Genomic DNA, 14,848 nt, shown 5'->3' with positions numbered 1-14,848 from the left:
TTTCAACACGCAACGTGAGGTGGACTAAGGAGTTCTAGAATGTCTGTCAACTCATTAACGATGTAGTCCGCTTGGTGTAACTCCTCTTCTTAAGAAAAATCAAAGCGACACCCGATTGCAGTGAGACCGTTTGTTTTCGCTGCCACAATATCTGAAAGACGGTCACCTACGACGAACCCGCCTTTATTGTTGTGAGTGGTCATAAAGGAGGAACGAGTGTGCCACATCATATTTCAATCGAACTTGATGTACATTCATTAACGTACTCGAATCAAATCGTTGGGAACATCACTTTCGTCATCGATTTTCATGGTTATTTCCCGGGACAAGGCTGGTCAGATTTCGTTGCTATCGTGTTGACATGGTGGATTGACAATGGCCGCGCCCTCTTATTCGCCCCGTTGCAGGAAACCTACTCATTCCAATTCATGGACGGTCCAATTCAAATAGCTGCTAAAAAAGTGACCGGCACAGAAGTTGAGCTCACATTGATAGAAGAGGATCGTCCCCAAACAATCATGGGAACGGTAACACTTGTGGAATTAACAAAGGCATTCATCAAAACGAGCCGGCAGTTAATTAACGCCGCAGACCGAAACGGATGGAAAAACGAGGAGATCGACCAGCTACGTTATGCCGTCAAATCGCTTCAGGCATACTAATAGAGAACTAAGCATTAGCATAGCTAGCGATCTATTAAGCTCCATGCAAAAAAGATCGACGCACAGTCGATCTTTTACTCACTCTGTCAAAGCTGTTTCGACGAACGTCATTAAGCCGTTAAGATTTGTCATTTTTTCGTTGCACGTGACACTATCTGTACAGATATATGTCCCAATCGCTTTATAATAGTCAGAATTTTTGGCTTGTTTTGCTTTCGTGATAGTCACACAATATGAGACTTCTGCCAACTGATTACAGAAGGCACAAATGTTTTTCTTCGAATTCGGGCTTGGCTTACACTCAATCCCAATCAGCTGATGATCTTCCTTCTCACAAAGGATATATTTTCGATTAGAACGCAAGTCATTCCAACTCATATAGGACATCCGATTCACATTGAGATCCGCTACGTCTGGAAGTTTCAGCTTTTTCTGTTTTGGAAACAGTTTTTTCACTTGTTGTTCCGAAACGTGTGGAAACGACCGGACATGGGGTCTTAATCCATCTATAAACATGTCATATGATTCATCTGTTTGTAAGGTTGACACGTCGATCATTGCGAGCTGAGATGGCGTCGCTTCTGGAAATAGATATGAAATTTTGGCATTGGCCAAATCAATGACAGCTTGTAACACGGAGACCGGTAAACTTTTCTTTCGACTATCTCGAATGATTTCTACTTGTTCTCGAATGTAATTAAATTGGTGGTTTTCAATAAAACGCTCTAGCATGTTCAGTCATCCTTTCCAATCCTGACTTCTTTTAGTGTAAAGGATTTTGCACTACAAACATGTACCTACTTTAAGTTAGAACTGTTTTATATAAAAAACGGCACAATCGCAAACATGCGTTGTGCCGCTAATTATTTTGAAGTGTAGATGATTTTGCGAATTGTACTGACAGACAAATGGTATTCATCCGCCAATTGATCGACCCCGGTCCCTTTCGCAAAGGATATCCGAATCGCTTCGTTACGCTTTTCAAGTAGCTTTTTCCCGCCACTGACCGTTCCCCAACGCTTCTTTTCTTGAACTGTCCGGGGCACATAAAGTGTTTCCCCTTGGACGTATCGTTGAACCTCTTGAAGCAATTTCTCTGGAAGAATGTGTTGCGCATTTACGTACTTCATATCTGCTCGCTCCTTATAAAAATTTCGACAATAAGGAAGCAAAGCCATTGTTGTAAAAATTATATAGCGATCAACTTATACATTCTGCCCCATGCAAACGATCGCCTTTGTGACAACTGGCTTTGCATGAGTGATTGAAGACTTAGAAAATCTTAAACGATTTTCCACGTATATGCGCCCCCTTTCAAATCACAAGATGTCTATTCCATTATACAAAATAACTCGTTACTTTTGATACAAAAGTAGGTCGACATAAAGTCATCACCTATTTTCACACTTAACGAATCATCATGTGTGCAAGAACTGTCTGTGAGCACTTCACCGGCGTTGTCGCCAAACGATTTTGTATCTGGACAATCGACAACTAGCCACCAGTCTTTTTATGACTGGCCCCTTAACATACTGTTCTGATGATTCGTCTCTGAATTTATAGTTTAAAGTTGGCTTATACGCTCACTAGTTATGTATACCTTTATTCCATCCTTTTATAAATTAAAAGGATTCGCCTTTGATTGGTAGAATAAGGATTTATCATCTACGAAATTGAGGTCATTCTATGTACAGTACAGTTGAAAGAGACTACAGTTCCAACACGTTCTTAATCACTTACAAACTGACACACGCGTTCAAGGGGTTGTTCAGCTCGGCTCCGGTGCCGCAGGATATCAGGACCGCTATTCCGATATCGATTTAATGGTGGCTGCCCGCCCTGATGTTGACCCCCAATCAATCAAGCAGAATTTAACCGACTACTTTCTCCGATTATCCCCTACTTTCGTTAAAGAAAAGCAGTTCGGACCGGACATCTTTTTGCTGATTGTCCTACTCGAGAATCGCTTGGAGTTTAACATCTCTATCGCCCCACTCGAACTACTCCCGGTCCGTTCTCCACTTTGGAACGTCGTGGTCGATCGGGACGGGCAACTCCTCCAACACATGGAGATTGAACATGAGCGTTTTGTTGAGAGCCCGATTCGATACGAGACCAGTGATGTTCCCTTTGAGTTTATCTATGCCTCGCTAGCACTGGAGAAAGAGTTGAAGCGAAACAATCTCATTTATGCTTTGAAGATGCTTGAGACGTTGCGTGAGTTGACGTTGACAGCCCAGACATTGAAAGAGGGACGAAAAGCGCATCAATTCAAGGCTTATCACACATTGAACCGTTCGTTCATCGAGGATTATTTACAGACATATCCTAATTCAATCGACCCGATATCCATCCAACGTGCCAAACAATCGATTCACACTTTATTCTCAGCCTGCTTGGAAGACCATCCACAGTTTAAACTTGAACCGTCTATGCAGCGGTTGCTTTATGAAGAATGACAATCAAAAGCGTCTTTGTAGAACAGTTGTTAAATATGGAACGTCCTTTCGACTTGTCCCGCTTTACATTCAAACGATTATTGGGATGAACGACGAATGGGTTGCTTTCGTGTATAATGAAGCGTAATCCAAATTGCTAATGAAAATTTCTCGAATAGAAGTTTCTTACACGAAAAAGAGGTAAACCTATGAATCAACCACGCTTTTCAGACTATCGCCTAAGCGAAGACATCCAGCGCGCGCTCGGCATCATGAAATACGAATCACCGACTGAAGTCCAACAGAAAGTCATCCCGCTCGCACTCGAGCGTCAAGACTTGGTCGTCAAAGCCCAAACCGGCAGCGGGAAGACCGCAGCGTTCGGCATCCCGGTCACGGAACTCATCGAATGGGAAGAGAACAAGCCGCAAGTCTTGATTCTCACACCGACGCGCGAACTCGCCGTCCAAGTCCGTGAGGATATGACGAACATCGGTCGTTTCAAACGCATCAAGGCGACTGCCGTTTACGGGAAAGAACCGTTCTCGAAGCAACGTGAAGAATTGAAGCAGAAGACGCACGTCGTCGTCGGGACACCGGGACGCGTCATGGACCATATCGAACGGGAGACGCTCGTCCTCGATAAAATCGATTACTTGGTGATCGACGAGGCCGACGAGATGTTGAACCGTGGCTTCCTCGCTGACGTCGAGGCGATTCTTCAAGAATTGCCGCGCGATCGCGTGACGATGGTATTCTCGGCGACGTTCCCGAACGATATCGAACGTTTATGCCAAAAGCATATGAACGAACCAATCCGTGTCGCCATCGAATCGAGTGGGGTCACCGCATCGACGATTGAACATGGTTTGATTGAAGTCCGCCGTGAAGACAAGCTCGCCGTGCTGAAAGATGTGACGGTCGTCGAGAACCCGGACAGCTGCCTCATTTTCTGCCGGACGAAAGAACATGTCGACACGGTGTATACCGAGCTCGACCAAGCCGGTTACTCGTGCGAACGACTCCACGGTGGCCTAGAGCAAGAAGACCGCTTCGCCGTCATGGAAGGCTTCAAGATGGGTAACTTCCGTTATCTCGTCTCGACCGATGTCGCAGCACGTGGGATTGACGTCGATAACGTCAACCTCGTCATCAACTATGACGTACCGATGGAAAAAGAGAGTTACGTGCACCGGACCGGCCGCACCGGCCGTGCCGGAAACGCTGGGAAGGCAATCACGCTCGCAACCCCTCATGAAGGCAAGTTCATTCGCGCCATTGAGGCATTCATCAAATTCGATATCCCAGAGATGGATGCGCCGAACGCAGCGCAAGTCGCGCGCAACCAAGCTGCGTTCGAAGAGAAGTTGAGCGGACGACGCGTCGTTCGCAACAACAAGACGGCCCGCATCAACCAAGACATCATGAAACTTCACTTTAGCGGCGGGAAGAAGAAAAAACTCCGCGCCGTCGACTTCGTCGGGACGATTGCAAAAATTCCTGGCGTGACAGCAGACGATATCGGAATCATCACAATCAACGATCAAATGACGTATGTTGACATTTTGAACGGTAAAGGCTCACTCGTCCTCCAAGCGATGGAATCCACACCGATCAAAGGCAAAAAGCTAAAAGTTAGTAAAGCCCATAAGTAAACAAGCGAGGTTTCGGAGAGGATGATCTCTCCGGACCTTATTTATGTTTAATCAGCATTTCCGAAAACGCTTTACGATTACACGTCATAAATTCAACCTTTCTCACCTGATTGTCATAAAAATAGCTCAGGCATTGAGCCTGAGCTTATTTTCCTAAATGGTGAAAGTCAATTTTCCCTTCAATCGTCGAACTGAATCCTCATTGCTCGACTTCGCCTTCGTCTGTCACCTGATAATAATACTCCGCATCCGGCTCACTCGAAAACGTCACATATATCGTGTATGGATCCGTGCTCTCGTATCCTTCTGTCCGAAACGGGATCGTCGTAGTGGTGAACGTTTCATTCGGGTACCGTTCTTCGAGTTCGTTTTCAAGGATGACAACGTCCGCCGCGACCCGGCCCTCGATTAAAGACGGACGAATCGCATAAAACACCGCATACGTGATGATGCAGATTACAGCCAACAGACGAATCATCGTCCGCCATTTCCCGCGAAATACATAAGACGCCGCAAAAATCAGCATAACCATAACGGCTGCCATCAAATGTTCAATCAGCTCTATCGGATGCACTCGATGTCCTCCAGTCGGAATTTATTAGTCGAGCAGTTCTTCCGAGATCAACTTGAATCCTTCAATCTCCGTATCCTCTTCTAATTCAATCAACAGGCACCGTTTCCCTTTCACGTTCACTTGTCTCACGTACTTCAAGTCTTGCGGGCTGATCGAGATATTGGCGACTTTCGTATTGATTTTAATCGACTTCGACGTGTATTTTGGGACGACGCTACTCGCCTTCATCTCATATTGGCGGTCGTCGACGACTTGTTGGAACGCCTGCTCGACCTTCTCCGTCGTCACGTCCTCGACCCCGCTCGCCTTCAAGACGATTTCGACGGTGCGGGCGTCAATCATCGGCACGCTCTCTTCCTCGTCCTCACGCTCCGCTTCGGCGAGGATCATCTGGTTGATTTCATCGTAAACGGTAGCGAGCGTCCCGACGTTCACTTCTTCACCGATGACGGTCTTGACGACCTCCTCGAACATCGCCTTCTCCTCGACCGCCGTCACGATCTCGGTCCCGTTCAAGACGTTCTCGATAAAGCCAAAGTCCGGTTGATGCGCCTTTTGCGCGGCATACAAGATATGGTTGACGTCGGCGGCGTTGTCCGTGAAGCACGGGAACATAAACCCACCAATCGGGGCATCGAGCTTGATGACGGGATTGATGAAGATATTCGACTTGAACTCCCGCTCGATATAGTCGAACACGAGCGACTGTTTCGGGAGCTCGGTCTGGTTGATGCTACATAGGATGAATCGTGACGTCCACACCTCGTCGCGCATATCGATTTCTGTCTCCTCAGAATGACGACGCGTCGGCTTATTGTATTTGAAGCGAATGAACGTGACGACCATATCTTTCTCAAACGGTGCCTCCTGGACCATCTTGAGCGCGATCCGCTGCATCATACCGGCCCATTCTTCGATATCGTCGGTCCGAAGTGCCTCATACAACAACGTCTGCGTATGGTCGGTCTGGCCCGGCTCCGGATGTTGAAACTTCACTTCGAACAACTTCTCGTCGATTTTGCCGCCGAGCACTTTCTTGAAGTTGGCGAGAAACAGCTCTTGGTGCTCCTGCTCGACGAACGGGAACGAGCGTAACTCCTCGTAAAAAATCTCGTTGCTGTCTTGGCGAATATAAATATTATAAATGTCAGCGATTTTGACCGCTTCCGCATTCAACTTGAAATGCTTGCGGATCGCCGCGATGTCTTTTTGATTCATTCATCCCAACTCCTTCGTCCTTTACTACAAACCGATTTCATTATACCAATAGTTGGTGCCTGCGCGTATGCCGGTAGTGCTAAAGCCGGGACGTCTGATGTCATGTATCGTGTCCCTGACCTCAACTTTTATAATCTTCGGATTCATTTTTTGTAAATTTGCGTATTTCTCACTTCCTTGCCATGTATAGTCGATGTGCATCGTGTGTTTACGATGCGCGTCGTTCAGTCGTCATACATAATAGGAGGCACAAACATGTTCAAAAAATGCATCAGTTCGTTATTCTCCATCATCTTAGTCGCCACAACGCTTCACTTCACGACCCCTACCGCTTCGGCGCTCCCGCCAGGTATCCCATCTAAGTCAATGGCGTTATCTAAATTAAACGCCTTGACGGTGAAAAATGAAGGGTCGATGACCGGCTATAGTCGTGACTTATTCCCCCATTGGAGCAGCCAAGGGAACGGGTGTAACACGCGGCACATAGTCTTGAAACGCGACGCCGACTCGGTCGTCAATGAGTGTCCGGTCACCACAGGTAAGTGGTACAGTTACTATGACGGCATCACATTCACATCAGCGTCTGACATCGACATCGATCACGTCGTCCCATTGGCTGAAGCATGGCGTTCAGGTGCAAGCAGCTGGACGACGACGAAACGTCAAAGTTTCGCCAACGATTTGAACGGGCCACAGCTCATCGCCGTCTCGGCCAGCTCAAACCGTTCAAAAGGGGACCAAGATCCGTCGACATGGCAACCGCCACGTACCGGTGCACGCTGTGCCTATGCGAAGATGTGGGTTGAGACGAAGAGCCGTTGGGGCCTCAGCCTCCAATCGACAGAAAAGACGGCCTTGCAAACGGCCATCAACGCCTGCAGCTATTAAGTTTTGAAAGGAGTTCACGATGAACCAGCAATCTTCCATCTTTAAAGCCTCCCACGGTGTCATGACCGAGGAAGTCGGTGTCATCAGTGGAGAACTTGAATTACGGACGACGTGCCAGGAAGACGGCACGCTCGAGCTCGCCATCACGTACGTCGGGGCGGCCGAGTGGTACACATTGCCCGGGAAAGACTACAAACTGCATGACGTGCGCGACCACGAGGTCGTGCATCAACTGCTCGTGAACGTCCTCGAGCGGGTATAACAAATGAGCCGACACGATGCCGTGTCGGCTCATTGCTTGTACTTGTCTAATAACATCTTAGGAATGTGGCAGTAATCGTCCGGACATCGTGCGAGCCGGTCTTGATGCTCGTCCGCGCTTCGGACGTAGTTCGTGAGCGGCAATACCTCGACCGCGATTCGGTCCGCATCGCTCCGACTATTGATAAACGTGCGCGCGACTTCCAAATGGCTTGGGTCTGCACTATAGACACCGGTCCGATACTTTTCGCCGACATCTTCGCCTTGGCGATTGACGCTATACGGGTCGATGATTTCAAATAAGTAATTCATCAACTCCTTCATCGTGACAACGCTCGAATCGAACGTCGTTTTGACGCATTCGGCGTAGCCGTCATACTCTCCGTCAAGCGTGTCCGTCGTTCCGTTCGCCCGCCCTGCTTCTGTCTCGACGACGCCCGGTAACGTCTTGATGAACGCCTGGACGCCCCAGAGGCATCCTCCCGCTATATATACCGTTTACATCCAATCCTCCCCTTAAAAATTTAGTCAATAATTCCCACGATTAGGTAGAAATGCGCTACGATAAACTCAAATCTTTTATCGGTGAACAGATATGGGGGACTTATTTTGAAAAAACTTATGTGGACCACCTTTTGGACCATCACCATCGTCGCAACCATATATTCTGTCACGACGGGAGAGTCGTTTGTCTCGATGAGTCAGTCCGTTTCGGTTGATCATCAAGAGATGGAACGCTATTTGTCGACCGAAGTGATGGAACCGAACTTCGGCGGTGACGTGTGGACGTCATATCAAATACTCGACACGAATACGACGAAACATGAAGTGTACGTCTGGGCGCTCATCCAAGAGTACGTGCAAGAAGGTGATCGCTTCGATCAAGGTTCGGGCATGTCCGTCCCCCTTGTATTATACCTTGACGACGATGACGAATCATTTACGATTCAAGGTCATCGGTTGCCGCGTGACGGCTCGTCTTATCCGACCGATTTATGGACCATGTTCCCGGTTCATGTTCAACTCGCGATTTCTCCGCATCCGGACGGGATTGTCACTAAATTACATACGCAAATGGAACAAAAACTTTCGCACAGCCAACATGCGAAAGACGGAAAGGAAGATTGACTTGAAGATCACGAAACGCGCGATACTCATCTCGACCGCGCTTCACCTGTTGTATTTCGTCGCCACGTTCGGGGTCGGATTCATCCGCACACTCAATTATGAACCTGATATCATCGCCGAGGCGGGCAACGTCACCACGCTTCACAAAGAGGTGGCCATCGGGACGACCGGGTCGCCATTGATTTACGTCCTCACATGGATCGGCCTTGCCGTCCTTCTGGCGCTCGGGATGTTCACCGCTCAACGGATTCGCCAAGCGCGTTAATCAAGAATACATGCGCTACACGGTCACAGATGCCACTTTAGGAGGGATATCGATTGAATCTTATTCAGCAAATCAGACAAATCTACGTACCGGTGCACGACTTGGATCGTGCGGTCCGTTTCTACCGGGACACACTTGAAATTCCGCTCCTGTTCCAAGCCGGCAGCCTCGCCTTTCTAGAATGCAACGACGTGCGGCTCATGTTGTCGCGTCCTGAGAATGAAGACTTTGCCAAAGCGAGCTCCGTGCTGTATCTCCAAGTGAACAATCTCACTGAGGCGTATGAACAGCTTTTAGCGAAAGGCGTTCAGTTTATCGACGAGCCGCACCTCGTCGCGAAAATGGAGACCCTCGAGACGTGGATGGCTTTTTTCAAAGACTCGGAGGGTAACACGCATGCGTTGATGAGCGAGCTTCGAACGTGATGCGCGAACATACAAAAAGGAAATCTACGCGATTGTAGATTTCCTTTTCTTATAGATAGCCGAGCCGTTTCAAATCCTCATAGACGAGAGACGATAGGAGCGTTCTCCCTTTCCCGTTCAAATGGTCCGGATTATGAAAGTACTCGCGCTGATGGATAAACCGTTCGTCAGTCATGTAGTTCAGGAACGGGACGTCCAACTCGAGCGAGGCCAAATGTTGATGGACGAGTCGGTCCATGACCGCTTCATCAAAACAGGCGTTGTAAGACGCGTGGACCGGCTCCATCGCCAAGACGACGCGATAGCCTTTCGTCTGACAATACGTGACGATGTCTGTCACGCGTTCCATATTCTGCTCGATGTCACGATTCTCCACAGCTTGTTTATACTGGCTTCGACCATCTCGTATTTTCGTTCCGAATAGTTCTTGCCGTTATTCACCCACGGTTCGTGCGACTCCCACCTGAAATCACGAATGTCTCGCGACAGCGCCGTATAGACGCTCCCACTGTTCAACGCGGGAATCGACGTGTACGTATAGTAATCGAACGTGCTGACCGGTTCGATGTCTTCCCGGTCCAACACCTGATAATAATTTTCTTTCCGGCCCATCTCCGCATTGCTGAACGTGATTTGCGAGAGTGAGACGATGACGACCCCACCCGGACGCAGATGTTCATCAAACTGCTTCAACATCTTCCAGTCATACTCAATCGTCTGGCTCGACATCAAGTCCGTTGATAAAGGCCGTTTTATATAATTCGATCTTGTTCATTGGATTAAGTTCTCCCATTTCTTATTGATAATGATAATCATTTGCCATGTGATTTTATCACATCGGTTTTTTGACGGCAATACGACATCGGATAAGCGGGTTGCTCATTGAAAAAAACGGCCATCGCTGTTCGATGGCCGGTCTCGGGAAATCATTTGAATCGTTCAATCAATCGTTTGATGGCGGCCAAGATGACTTCCGGCTCATCTCGCTGGATGTAATGGGCGCTCGCTTCGGCAAGGACGAATTCGGAATTTGACGAGATTTGCGTGAGTTCTTTCTGCATATCGTTCCATAATCGTTGCGATTCACTGGAGTAGTGGTCCTTCTTGCCGGCTCCGATGACGATGACCGGAGTCTGTAATGCCAGTTCCGTCTCTTTTAATTGTTTCAAACTTTCCATGAACTCTTCGTAGTTCCCTTCGCGGACGAATTGCTGATGGTAGGCACGTTGAAAGTCTTGTGACATCGTCGGCAGGAATCGCTCACGATAGTCTTTCGGTCTGACATCCACTAAAATCAACCCGCTGACGTCTTCTTCATAGGCATCCGCGAACAACTGCATGTTCACTCCGCCAAAAGAATGACCGACGAGGAAGTAAGGAGGTTTTGTATTGGTTTCCGTCAGTAACTGTCTCAGTTCTTGAATCATGTTTCGACTCGTTCTCGGGCTCGCGCTGGTTTCACTTTTCCCAAGACCAGCTCGATCATACAAGAAGACGTTGGCTAGCTTTGAAACATCCTCCACCAACGGGTTCCAAGCCGTTGAGTCATCCCCGTATCCCGCGTCCATGACGACCGTCACGTTTGCGGAATCGTGTTGAATTGATTTGGTGTATAGTTTACATTTTGCGAGTTGAATCAATTGTTCTTTATTCATGGTTTAATCTGCTTGAATCACTTCAGCCAATCTTACGACTTGAAGTTCCGTTTTCACTTCATTGATGGATGAAATCGTCTCTTTTGATCGCTCGGCCATTTCTTCAGGAAGATCTTTCAGACGCTCCCTTGAATCCGCAAGTTCTTTTTCAATCCGATCAAATTCATCTTGATCAATTTTATTTTCGTTCTTTCCGTCTTTCCAAAACTGCAATTTCTCGATGGCTTTTCCACTCTCGTTTTTGATCTTTTGATAAGAAGAGTTTGCATAGTTTGCTGCCACAATGACGTCTTTAGATGATTCTAGGACGTCCCTCGCTTCAATCGTTGCAGTGCGAACGTCTTCAATTTGATACACGAGTTTGGTATCCAATTCATGCTCCAATTCTAAAAGTAATGCTGGATCATTCTCAGTTTGATAGCTTTCATACAATTCATTGATTTGTTCGCGCGTCTTCCCCATCTCTTCTTTGACGCTCGATAAGTGCTCCAATCGGAACAAAAAAGCGTCCATTTCATTCAGTGTGCTGTTGGCAGAACTTAATGAAGAACTCATTTTAACTAGAATCGGATTACTTACCACGCTGTTGACTCCTGAAATAACAAGCGTGGCTGAATTAATATAGTTTAGTCCGTCACGGACAGGAGTCATACTTTGCTTCAGCCAATCGACTTGTTGAACGAGCTGGGCTAAATCTTGATCGTATTCATCTAAATCGCTGATGATTTGTGGTACTTCTTTTTCGATAGTTTTGACAGATTCTGCTTGCATATCGTCGACACGTGATTGCATCTCCGCTTGAGCAATCGATTCGTTCGTGTTGAAGTGGCTGACAAAGTAACTGACTGCACCTGATACGATTACAGACGAAGCAATGGTGATTGGAATCAAATATTGTTGAAAAAATGATGCTTGTCGTGTCGTTCGCTCTCGTTTCGATTCCATTATGGAAAACTCCTCTATGCTTAAAGAATGTTTTTTATAAAAACTACCATTTTATGATTATTTTTATTGTAAATCTGAAACTAAGAATCAACAATCGTTTTTCTATGTTGTCGGAAGGAATATGTTAAAACCATATTTAGTTGCTCGACTCGCTAAATAAATCAGCTACTAGTCTTTCGTTTCACTACTAAAAAGACCACCTATGATTTTCTGGTAAACATTCATCACACAACAGCTTCCCCTCAAAAGTTGCTCCATTACACAATTGTAAAACTGGATTACTTTTTTCTATGTCTGTTGTCCATCGTCCACAAGTTGAGCATTGTCCACAATTCATTGAAGCTGAATCCAAGACAACCGTAGAGCAACTTTCCCATTCCACGTCTACTTCATTCGTACCGAGTTTGATTGTCTGTCCCTGACATAACTCGTTTGTGACTTGATCAATCATCCCAAAATCTTTGTGAACTTCAGTTTCCTCTACTTCCACCAAAAAAGATGCATTGATTAAAACTGTTTTTTTCAAAGTTAATTCTCCTTCCAATCATTCAGTTCATGCACATTTTAATCAAAGTAGATACTTGATTTTCAATGCTCTTAAACCTTTTTAATATGATTAGCATTCGGTAGCCGAAAATATTTACCTGCCCAAAAAGCGTCAAAGACAGTAGTTGCCTTTGACGCTAAACAAATTTATATGTGGTTATTTATGGTACGGTTCATTTCGGTTGATCCGATACGCCCGATAAATCTGTTCACACAAGACGAGCTTCATCAATTGATGCGGGAACGTCATCTTCGAGAAGGAGATCGTATCATCCGAGCGTTTCATGACGTCGTCCGACAAACCGAGCGACCCACCGATGACGAACGCGATTTTGCTCTTGCCGTATGTCGCGAGTTGATCGAGCTCACGGGCGAACTCTTCGCTCGTCCGTTGCTTGGCGTTGATGGCCAAGGCAATCACATGCGTGTCCGGACTGATTTTCGCCAAAATTCGTTCGCCTTCTTTTTGTTTTACTAGAAACATGTCCGCCTCACTCAAATGCTCGGGCGCTTTCTCGTCCGCGACCTCGATTTCCAGCACTTTTGCATAGACCGACAAGCGTTTCATATACTCGGCAATCCCTAGTTTCAAATACTTCTCTTTTAGTTTGCCGACCGTGATAATTGAAATATTCATCCAATTCTTCCTTTTTCCACAGTTTTTTTGGAGTTATCCATAGGGTTATCCACAGAGTTATCCACAAATCCACATGTTGATAATCATTTTTTGCTTGACACAACATATGTTGCGTCGACATCGCAGAACTCACACGTCACTTGTCCACTTGTGGATAGTTCTTCGAGCAACGGGTATTCCCCCGTCTCGTCCACAATGATATCTAAAGCGATTTCAACATGTTCCTTGCATACTTTTTTTTCCACAATGTTTCCTCCTTAAAAAAGAAGCGTCGCCGCTCCTTTAGGTTGCTTCAGTTAATGTGGCCTCGGTCTTGCCTATCTTGCCGCGTCGCGTATATTCAATCGTGACGTTATCCCCAACCGTGGCGTCACGATACAGCGCGTCCCGCAAATCGACGTAACGTTTGATGTCGCGGTCGCCGATTTTGACGATGACGTCACCGATGCGAAGGCCGGCCTCTTCGGCTGGACTGCCGGGCGTGATCGCCTCGACGAACACCCCGTCCTCGTTATCAAAGCTGATGCCGTATTCTTCCCGGACGTTACCGGGTACGGCGATGACTTCTTGAATCGTGACGCCGAGCTGGGCCCGCGTCACTTTTCCATCACGCTCGAGCATATCGATGACCGGCAGCGCGACGTTGACGGGAATCGAGAAGCCGACCCCTTCGACGCTCGCCTCGGCGATTTTCATCGAGTTGATGCCGACGAGCTCGCCGCGGATGTTGATGAGTGCCCCGCCGGAGTTCCCCGGGTTGATGGCGGCATCGGTCTGGATGACCTCGGCGTTATAATCCATGAGACCGTCACTGTTCGTGTCGACCGGTACGGTGCGTTCGACACCACTGACGATACCACGGGTGACCGAGTTTGAAAAGACGCCGAGCGGATTGCCGATCGCCATGACGGTCTCGCCTGCTTGAAGCACGGTCGAGTCGCCGAGCGCGATTGGCGCGACATCGATATTGGCCGGTAGCTCGACCGAGGCAACGGCCAAATCGTTGAGCGGGTCTTCACCGAGAATCGTCGCCGCAGCAACTTGTCCGTCGGCGAACGCGACGTTGATCTCGTCCGCTTCTTCGATGACGTGGAAATTCGTCACGATATACGCCGTGTCACCGTCGACCTTATAGATGACACCAGAACCCGCTCCGGCCTCCCACTGCGAGTCCGAGGTGAACGCTCGCTGGATGTTCGTAATGCTGACGACGGACGTCTTAGCGCCCGTCACAGCGCTCGTGATGTCGGATTCCGTGATGGTGACGGCTTGTTCCGTCCGAATCAGTTCATTTGTCACAAAACGAGAGGTTGGGGAATCCCAGAGCATCATCGTCAAAAAGAACAAAGCCGCTCCTAAGAATCCGCCAACCCCTCCGAGTAACAACGGTTTTAAGTTCATTCGCGGCTTATGGCGCACATGCTCTTCTTGCTTCGGGCGCCATTCGCTACGAGATGGGTACGTCGGTTTTACATCGTTCATTGTATCTGCTTCGTGCTCTAAAGGTTCGACGTCTTGAGGCTCATACTCATGGTGTCTCTCTTCATTCAC

Annotated in this window: 20 protein-coding genes and 1 pseudogene; 8 read left to right on the top strand and 13 right to left on the bottom strand. The window is 47.6% G+C overall.

All coding sequences use genetic code 11. The features are described 5' to 3' along the window. The first annotated feature begins 218 nt into the window (after positions 1-218). The gene (locus KNP64_RS12390) at positions 219-662 is read left to right on the top strand and encodes a hypothetical protein (protein ID WP_214793740.1); all 444 of its coding nucleotides are present in this window, start codon (positions 219-221) and stop codon (positions 660-662) included. Positions 663-740: 78 nt separating this feature from the next. On the opposite strand, the gene KNP64_RS12385 is transcribed toward KNP64_RS12390, so the two are convergent. Then, on the bottom strand, positions 741-1,394 hold the full coding sequence (locus KNP64_RS12385; protein WP_214793743.1) for a FusB/FusC family EF-G-binding protein: 654 nt from the start codon (positions 1,392-1,394) through the stop codon (positions 741-743). 131 nt (positions 1,395-1,525) lie between these two features. Next, positions 1,526-1,792, bottom strand: a complete 267-nt coding sequence (locus KNP64_RS12380; protein WP_128123832.1) for a CD3324 family protein — start codon at positions 1,790-1,792, stop codon at positions 1,526-1,528. 600 nt (positions 1,793-2,392) lie between these two features. On the opposite strand from KNP64_RS12380, the pseudogene KNP64_RS12375 reads away from it, so the two are divergent. Both KNP64_RS12375 and KNP64_RS12370 read left to right on the top strand, forming a co-directional pair. Further along, positions 2,393-3,121: pseudogene (locus tag KNP64_RS12375) on the top strand (aminoglycoside 6-adenylyltransferase); the annotation flags it as partial. 188 nt (positions 3,122-3,309) lie between these two features. Next, complete coding sequence (locus KNP64_RS12370) at positions 3,310-4,755, top strand: DEAD/DEAH box helicase (protein ID WP_214793746.1); 1,446 nt, start codon at positions 3,310-3,312, stop codon at positions 4,753-4,755. Between the two features lie 199 nt (positions 4,756-4,954). Here the strand turns inward: KNP64_RS12370 and KNP64_RS12365 are convergent, their stop codons facing one another. Together KNP64_RS12365 and KNP64_RS12360 are read right to left on the bottom strand one after the other, a co-directional pair. Continuing rightward, positions 4,955-5,329 carry a hypothetical protein gene (locus KNP64_RS12365; RefSeq protein ID WP_214793749.1) on the bottom strand — a complete coding sequence of 125 codons (375 nt, stop codon included), beginning with the start codon at positions 5,327-5,329 and terminating at the stop codon, positions 4,955-4,957. A gap of 24 nt (positions 5,330-5,353) precedes the next feature. After that, positions 5,354-6,547 (bottom strand): DUF4317 domain-containing protein, encoded by a 1,194-nt coding sequence (locus tag KNP64_RS12360; RefSeq protein WP_214715369.1) that lies wholly within the window; start codon positions 6,545-6,547, stop codon positions 5,354-5,356. A 255-nt stretch (positions 6,548-6,802) separates the two neighbouring features. Between KNP64_RS12360 and KNP64_RS12355 the strand changes: the two genes are divergently transcribed. Together KNP64_RS12355 and KNP64_RS12350 are read left to right on the top strand one after the other, a co-directional pair. Then, entirely contained in the window at positions 6,803-7,435 is a 633-nt protein-coding gene (locus KNP64_RS12355; protein WP_214712494.1) for an HNH endonuclease family protein, read from the top strand. Positions 7,436-7,454: 19 nt separating this feature from the next. Next, on the top strand, positions 7,455-7,697 hold the full coding sequence (locus tag KNP64_RS12350; RefSeq protein WP_214712495.1) for a hypothetical protein: 243 nt from the start codon (positions 7,455-7,457) through the stop codon (positions 7,695-7,697). Positions 7,698-7,726: 29 nt separating this feature from the next. Here the strand turns inward: KNP64_RS12350 and KNP64_RS12345 are convergent, their stop codons facing one another. After that, on the bottom strand, positions 7,727-8,185 hold the full coding sequence (locus tag KNP64_RS12345; protein ID WP_371815348.1) for a peptide-methionine (S)-S-oxide reductase: 459 nt from the start codon (positions 8,183-8,185) through the stop codon (positions 7,727-7,729). 120 nt (positions 8,186-8,305) lie between these two features. Between KNP64_RS12345 and KNP64_RS12340 the strand changes: the two genes are divergently transcribed. Genes KNP64_RS12340 through KNP64_RS12330 form a run of 3 tightly spaced genes read left to right on the top strand, consistent with a single transcriptional unit; the run spans position 8,306 to position 9,514 of the window. Further along, positions 8,306-8,824, top strand: a complete 519-nt coding sequence (locus tag KNP64_RS12340; protein ID WP_251126440.1) for a hypothetical protein — start codon at positions 8,306-8,308, stop codon at positions 8,822-8,824. A gap of 1 nt (position 8,825) precedes the next feature. After that, positions 8,826-9,089 carry a hypothetical protein gene (locus tag KNP64_RS12335; protein WP_214712499.1) on the top strand — a complete coding sequence of 88 codons (264 nt, stop codon included), beginning with the start codon at positions 8,826-8,828 and terminating at the stop codon, positions 9,087-9,089. A gap of 53 nt (positions 9,090-9,142) precedes the next feature. Further along, positions 9,143-9,514: a VOC family protein gene (locus KNP64_RS12330; RefSeq protein ID WP_214712500.1), complete on the top strand. Its 372-nt coding sequence runs from the start codon at positions 9,143-9,145 to the stop codon at positions 9,512-9,514. A 49-nt stretch (positions 9,515-9,563) separates the two neighbouring features. Here the strand turns inward: KNP64_RS12330 and KNP64_RS14860 are convergent, their stop codons facing one another. The 8 genes from KNP64_RS14860 to KNP64_RS12295 all read right to left on the bottom strand — a co-directional run bounded on the left by KNP64_RS14860 (position 9,564) and on the right by KNP64_RS12295 (position 14,848). Continuing rightward, on the bottom strand, positions 9,564-9,863 hold the full coding sequence (locus KNP64_RS14860) for a hypothetical protein (protein WP_251126439.1): 300 nt from the start codon (positions 9,861-9,863) through the stop codon (positions 9,564-9,566). Further along, positions 9,851-10,210 (bottom strand): hypothetical protein, encoded by a 360-nt coding sequence (locus KNP64_RS14855; RefSeq protein WP_251126438.1) that lies wholly within the window; start codon positions 10,208-10,210, stop codon positions 9,851-9,853. The genes KNP64_RS14860 and KNP64_RS14855 overlap by 13 nt, the downstream gene beginning before the upstream one ends. 230 nt (positions 10,211-10,440) lie before the next feature. Then, positions 10,441-11,169, bottom strand: coding sequence for an alpha/beta fold hydrolase (locus tag KNP64_RS12320; RefSeq protein ID WP_214764158.1), 729 nt, complete (start codon positions 11,167-11,169; stop codon positions 10,441-10,443). A gap of 3 nt (positions 11,170-11,172) precedes the next feature. Next, positions 11,173-12,114, bottom strand: coding sequence for a hypothetical protein (locus tag KNP64_RS12315; RefSeq protein WP_128123824.1), 942 nt, complete (start codon positions 12,112-12,114; stop codon positions 11,173-11,175). A gap of 187 nt (positions 12,115-12,301) precedes the next feature. Continuing rightward, the gene (locus KNP64_RS12310; RefSeq protein ID WP_128123823.1) at positions 12,302-12,640 is read right to left on the bottom strand and encodes a hypothetical protein; all 339 of its coding nucleotides are present in this window, start codon (positions 12,638-12,640) and stop codon (positions 12,302-12,304) included. Between the two features lie 177 nt (positions 12,641-12,817). Continuing rightward, a complete protein-coding gene (gene rlmH / locus KNP64_RS12305; protein ID WP_214764160.1) occupies positions 12,818-13,297 on the bottom strand; it encodes a 23S rRNA (pseudouridine(1915)-N(3))-methyltransferase RlmH in 480 nt (159 codons plus the stop codon). 83 nt (positions 13,298-13,380) lie between these two features. Then, positions 13,381-13,542, bottom strand: a complete 162-nt coding sequence (locus KNP64_RS12300; RefSeq protein ID WP_128123822.1) for a CxxH/CxxC protein — start codon at positions 13,540-13,542, stop codon at positions 13,381-13,383. A gap of 37 nt (positions 13,543-13,579) precedes the next feature. Continuing rightward, positions 13,580-14,848, bottom strand: a complete 1,269-nt coding sequence (locus KNP64_RS12295) for a S1C family serine protease (RefSeq protein WP_214793752.1) — start codon at positions 14,846-14,848, stop codon at positions 13,580-13,582.

The sequence above is a fragment of the Exiguobacterium sp. s64 genome (assembly GCF_018618035.1).
Taxonomy (GTDB): domain Bacteria; phylum Bacillota; class Bacilli; order Exiguobacteriales; family Exiguobacteriaceae; genus Exiguobacterium; species Exiguobacterium mexicanum_A.
Note: the sequence above shows the minus strand (reverse complement) of the source record. Positions and strands in the feature narration are given on the sequence as shown.

Excerpts from the sequence above, each read along its gene's own strand:
- KNP64_RS12370 (WP_214793746.1), top strand. The coding sequence starts at position 3,310 with ATGAATCAACCACGCTTTTCAGACTATCGCCTAAGCGAAGACATCCAG.
- KNP64_RS14860 (WP_251126439.1), bottom strand. The coding sequence starts at position 9,863 with ATGGAACGCGTGACAGACATCGTCACGTATTGTCAGACGAAAGGCTAT.
- KNP64_RS12350 (WP_214712495.1), top strand. The coding sequence starts at position 7,455 with ATGAACCAGCAATCTTCCATCTTTAAAGCCTCCCACGGTGTCATGACC.
- rlmH (WP_214764160.1), bottom strand. The coding sequence starts at position 13,297 with ATGAATATTTCAATTATCACGGTCGGCAAACTAAAAGAGAAGTATTTG.
- KNP64_RS12360 (WP_214715369.1), bottom strand. The coding sequence starts at position 6,547 with ATGAATCAAAAAGACATCGCGGCGATCCGCAAGCATTTCAAGTTGAAT.
- KNP64_RS12385 (WP_214793743.1), bottom strand. The coding sequence starts at position 1,394 with ATGCTAGAGCGTTTTATTGAAAACCACCAATTTAATTACATTCGAGAA.
- KNP64_RS12315 (WP_128123824.1), bottom strand. The coding sequence starts at position 12,114 with ATGGAATCGAAACGAGAGCGAACGACACGACAAGCATCATTTTTTCAA.
- KNP64_RS12355 (WP_214712494.1), top strand. The coding sequence starts at position 6,803 with ATGTTCAAAAAATGCATCAGTTCGTTATTCTCCATCATCTTAGTCGCC.
- KNP64_RS12320 (WP_214764158.1), bottom strand. The coding sequence starts at position 11,169 with ATGAATAAAGAACAATTGATTCAACTCGCAAAATGTAAACTATACACC.
- KNP64_RS14855 (WP_251126438.1), bottom strand. The coding sequence starts at position 10,210 with ATGTTGAAGCAGTTTGATGAACATCTGCGTCCGGGTGGGGTCGTCATC.
- KNP64_RS12380 (WP_128123832.1), bottom strand. The coding sequence starts at position 1,792 with ATGAAGTACGTAAATGCGCAACACATTCTTCCAGAGAAATTGCTTCAA.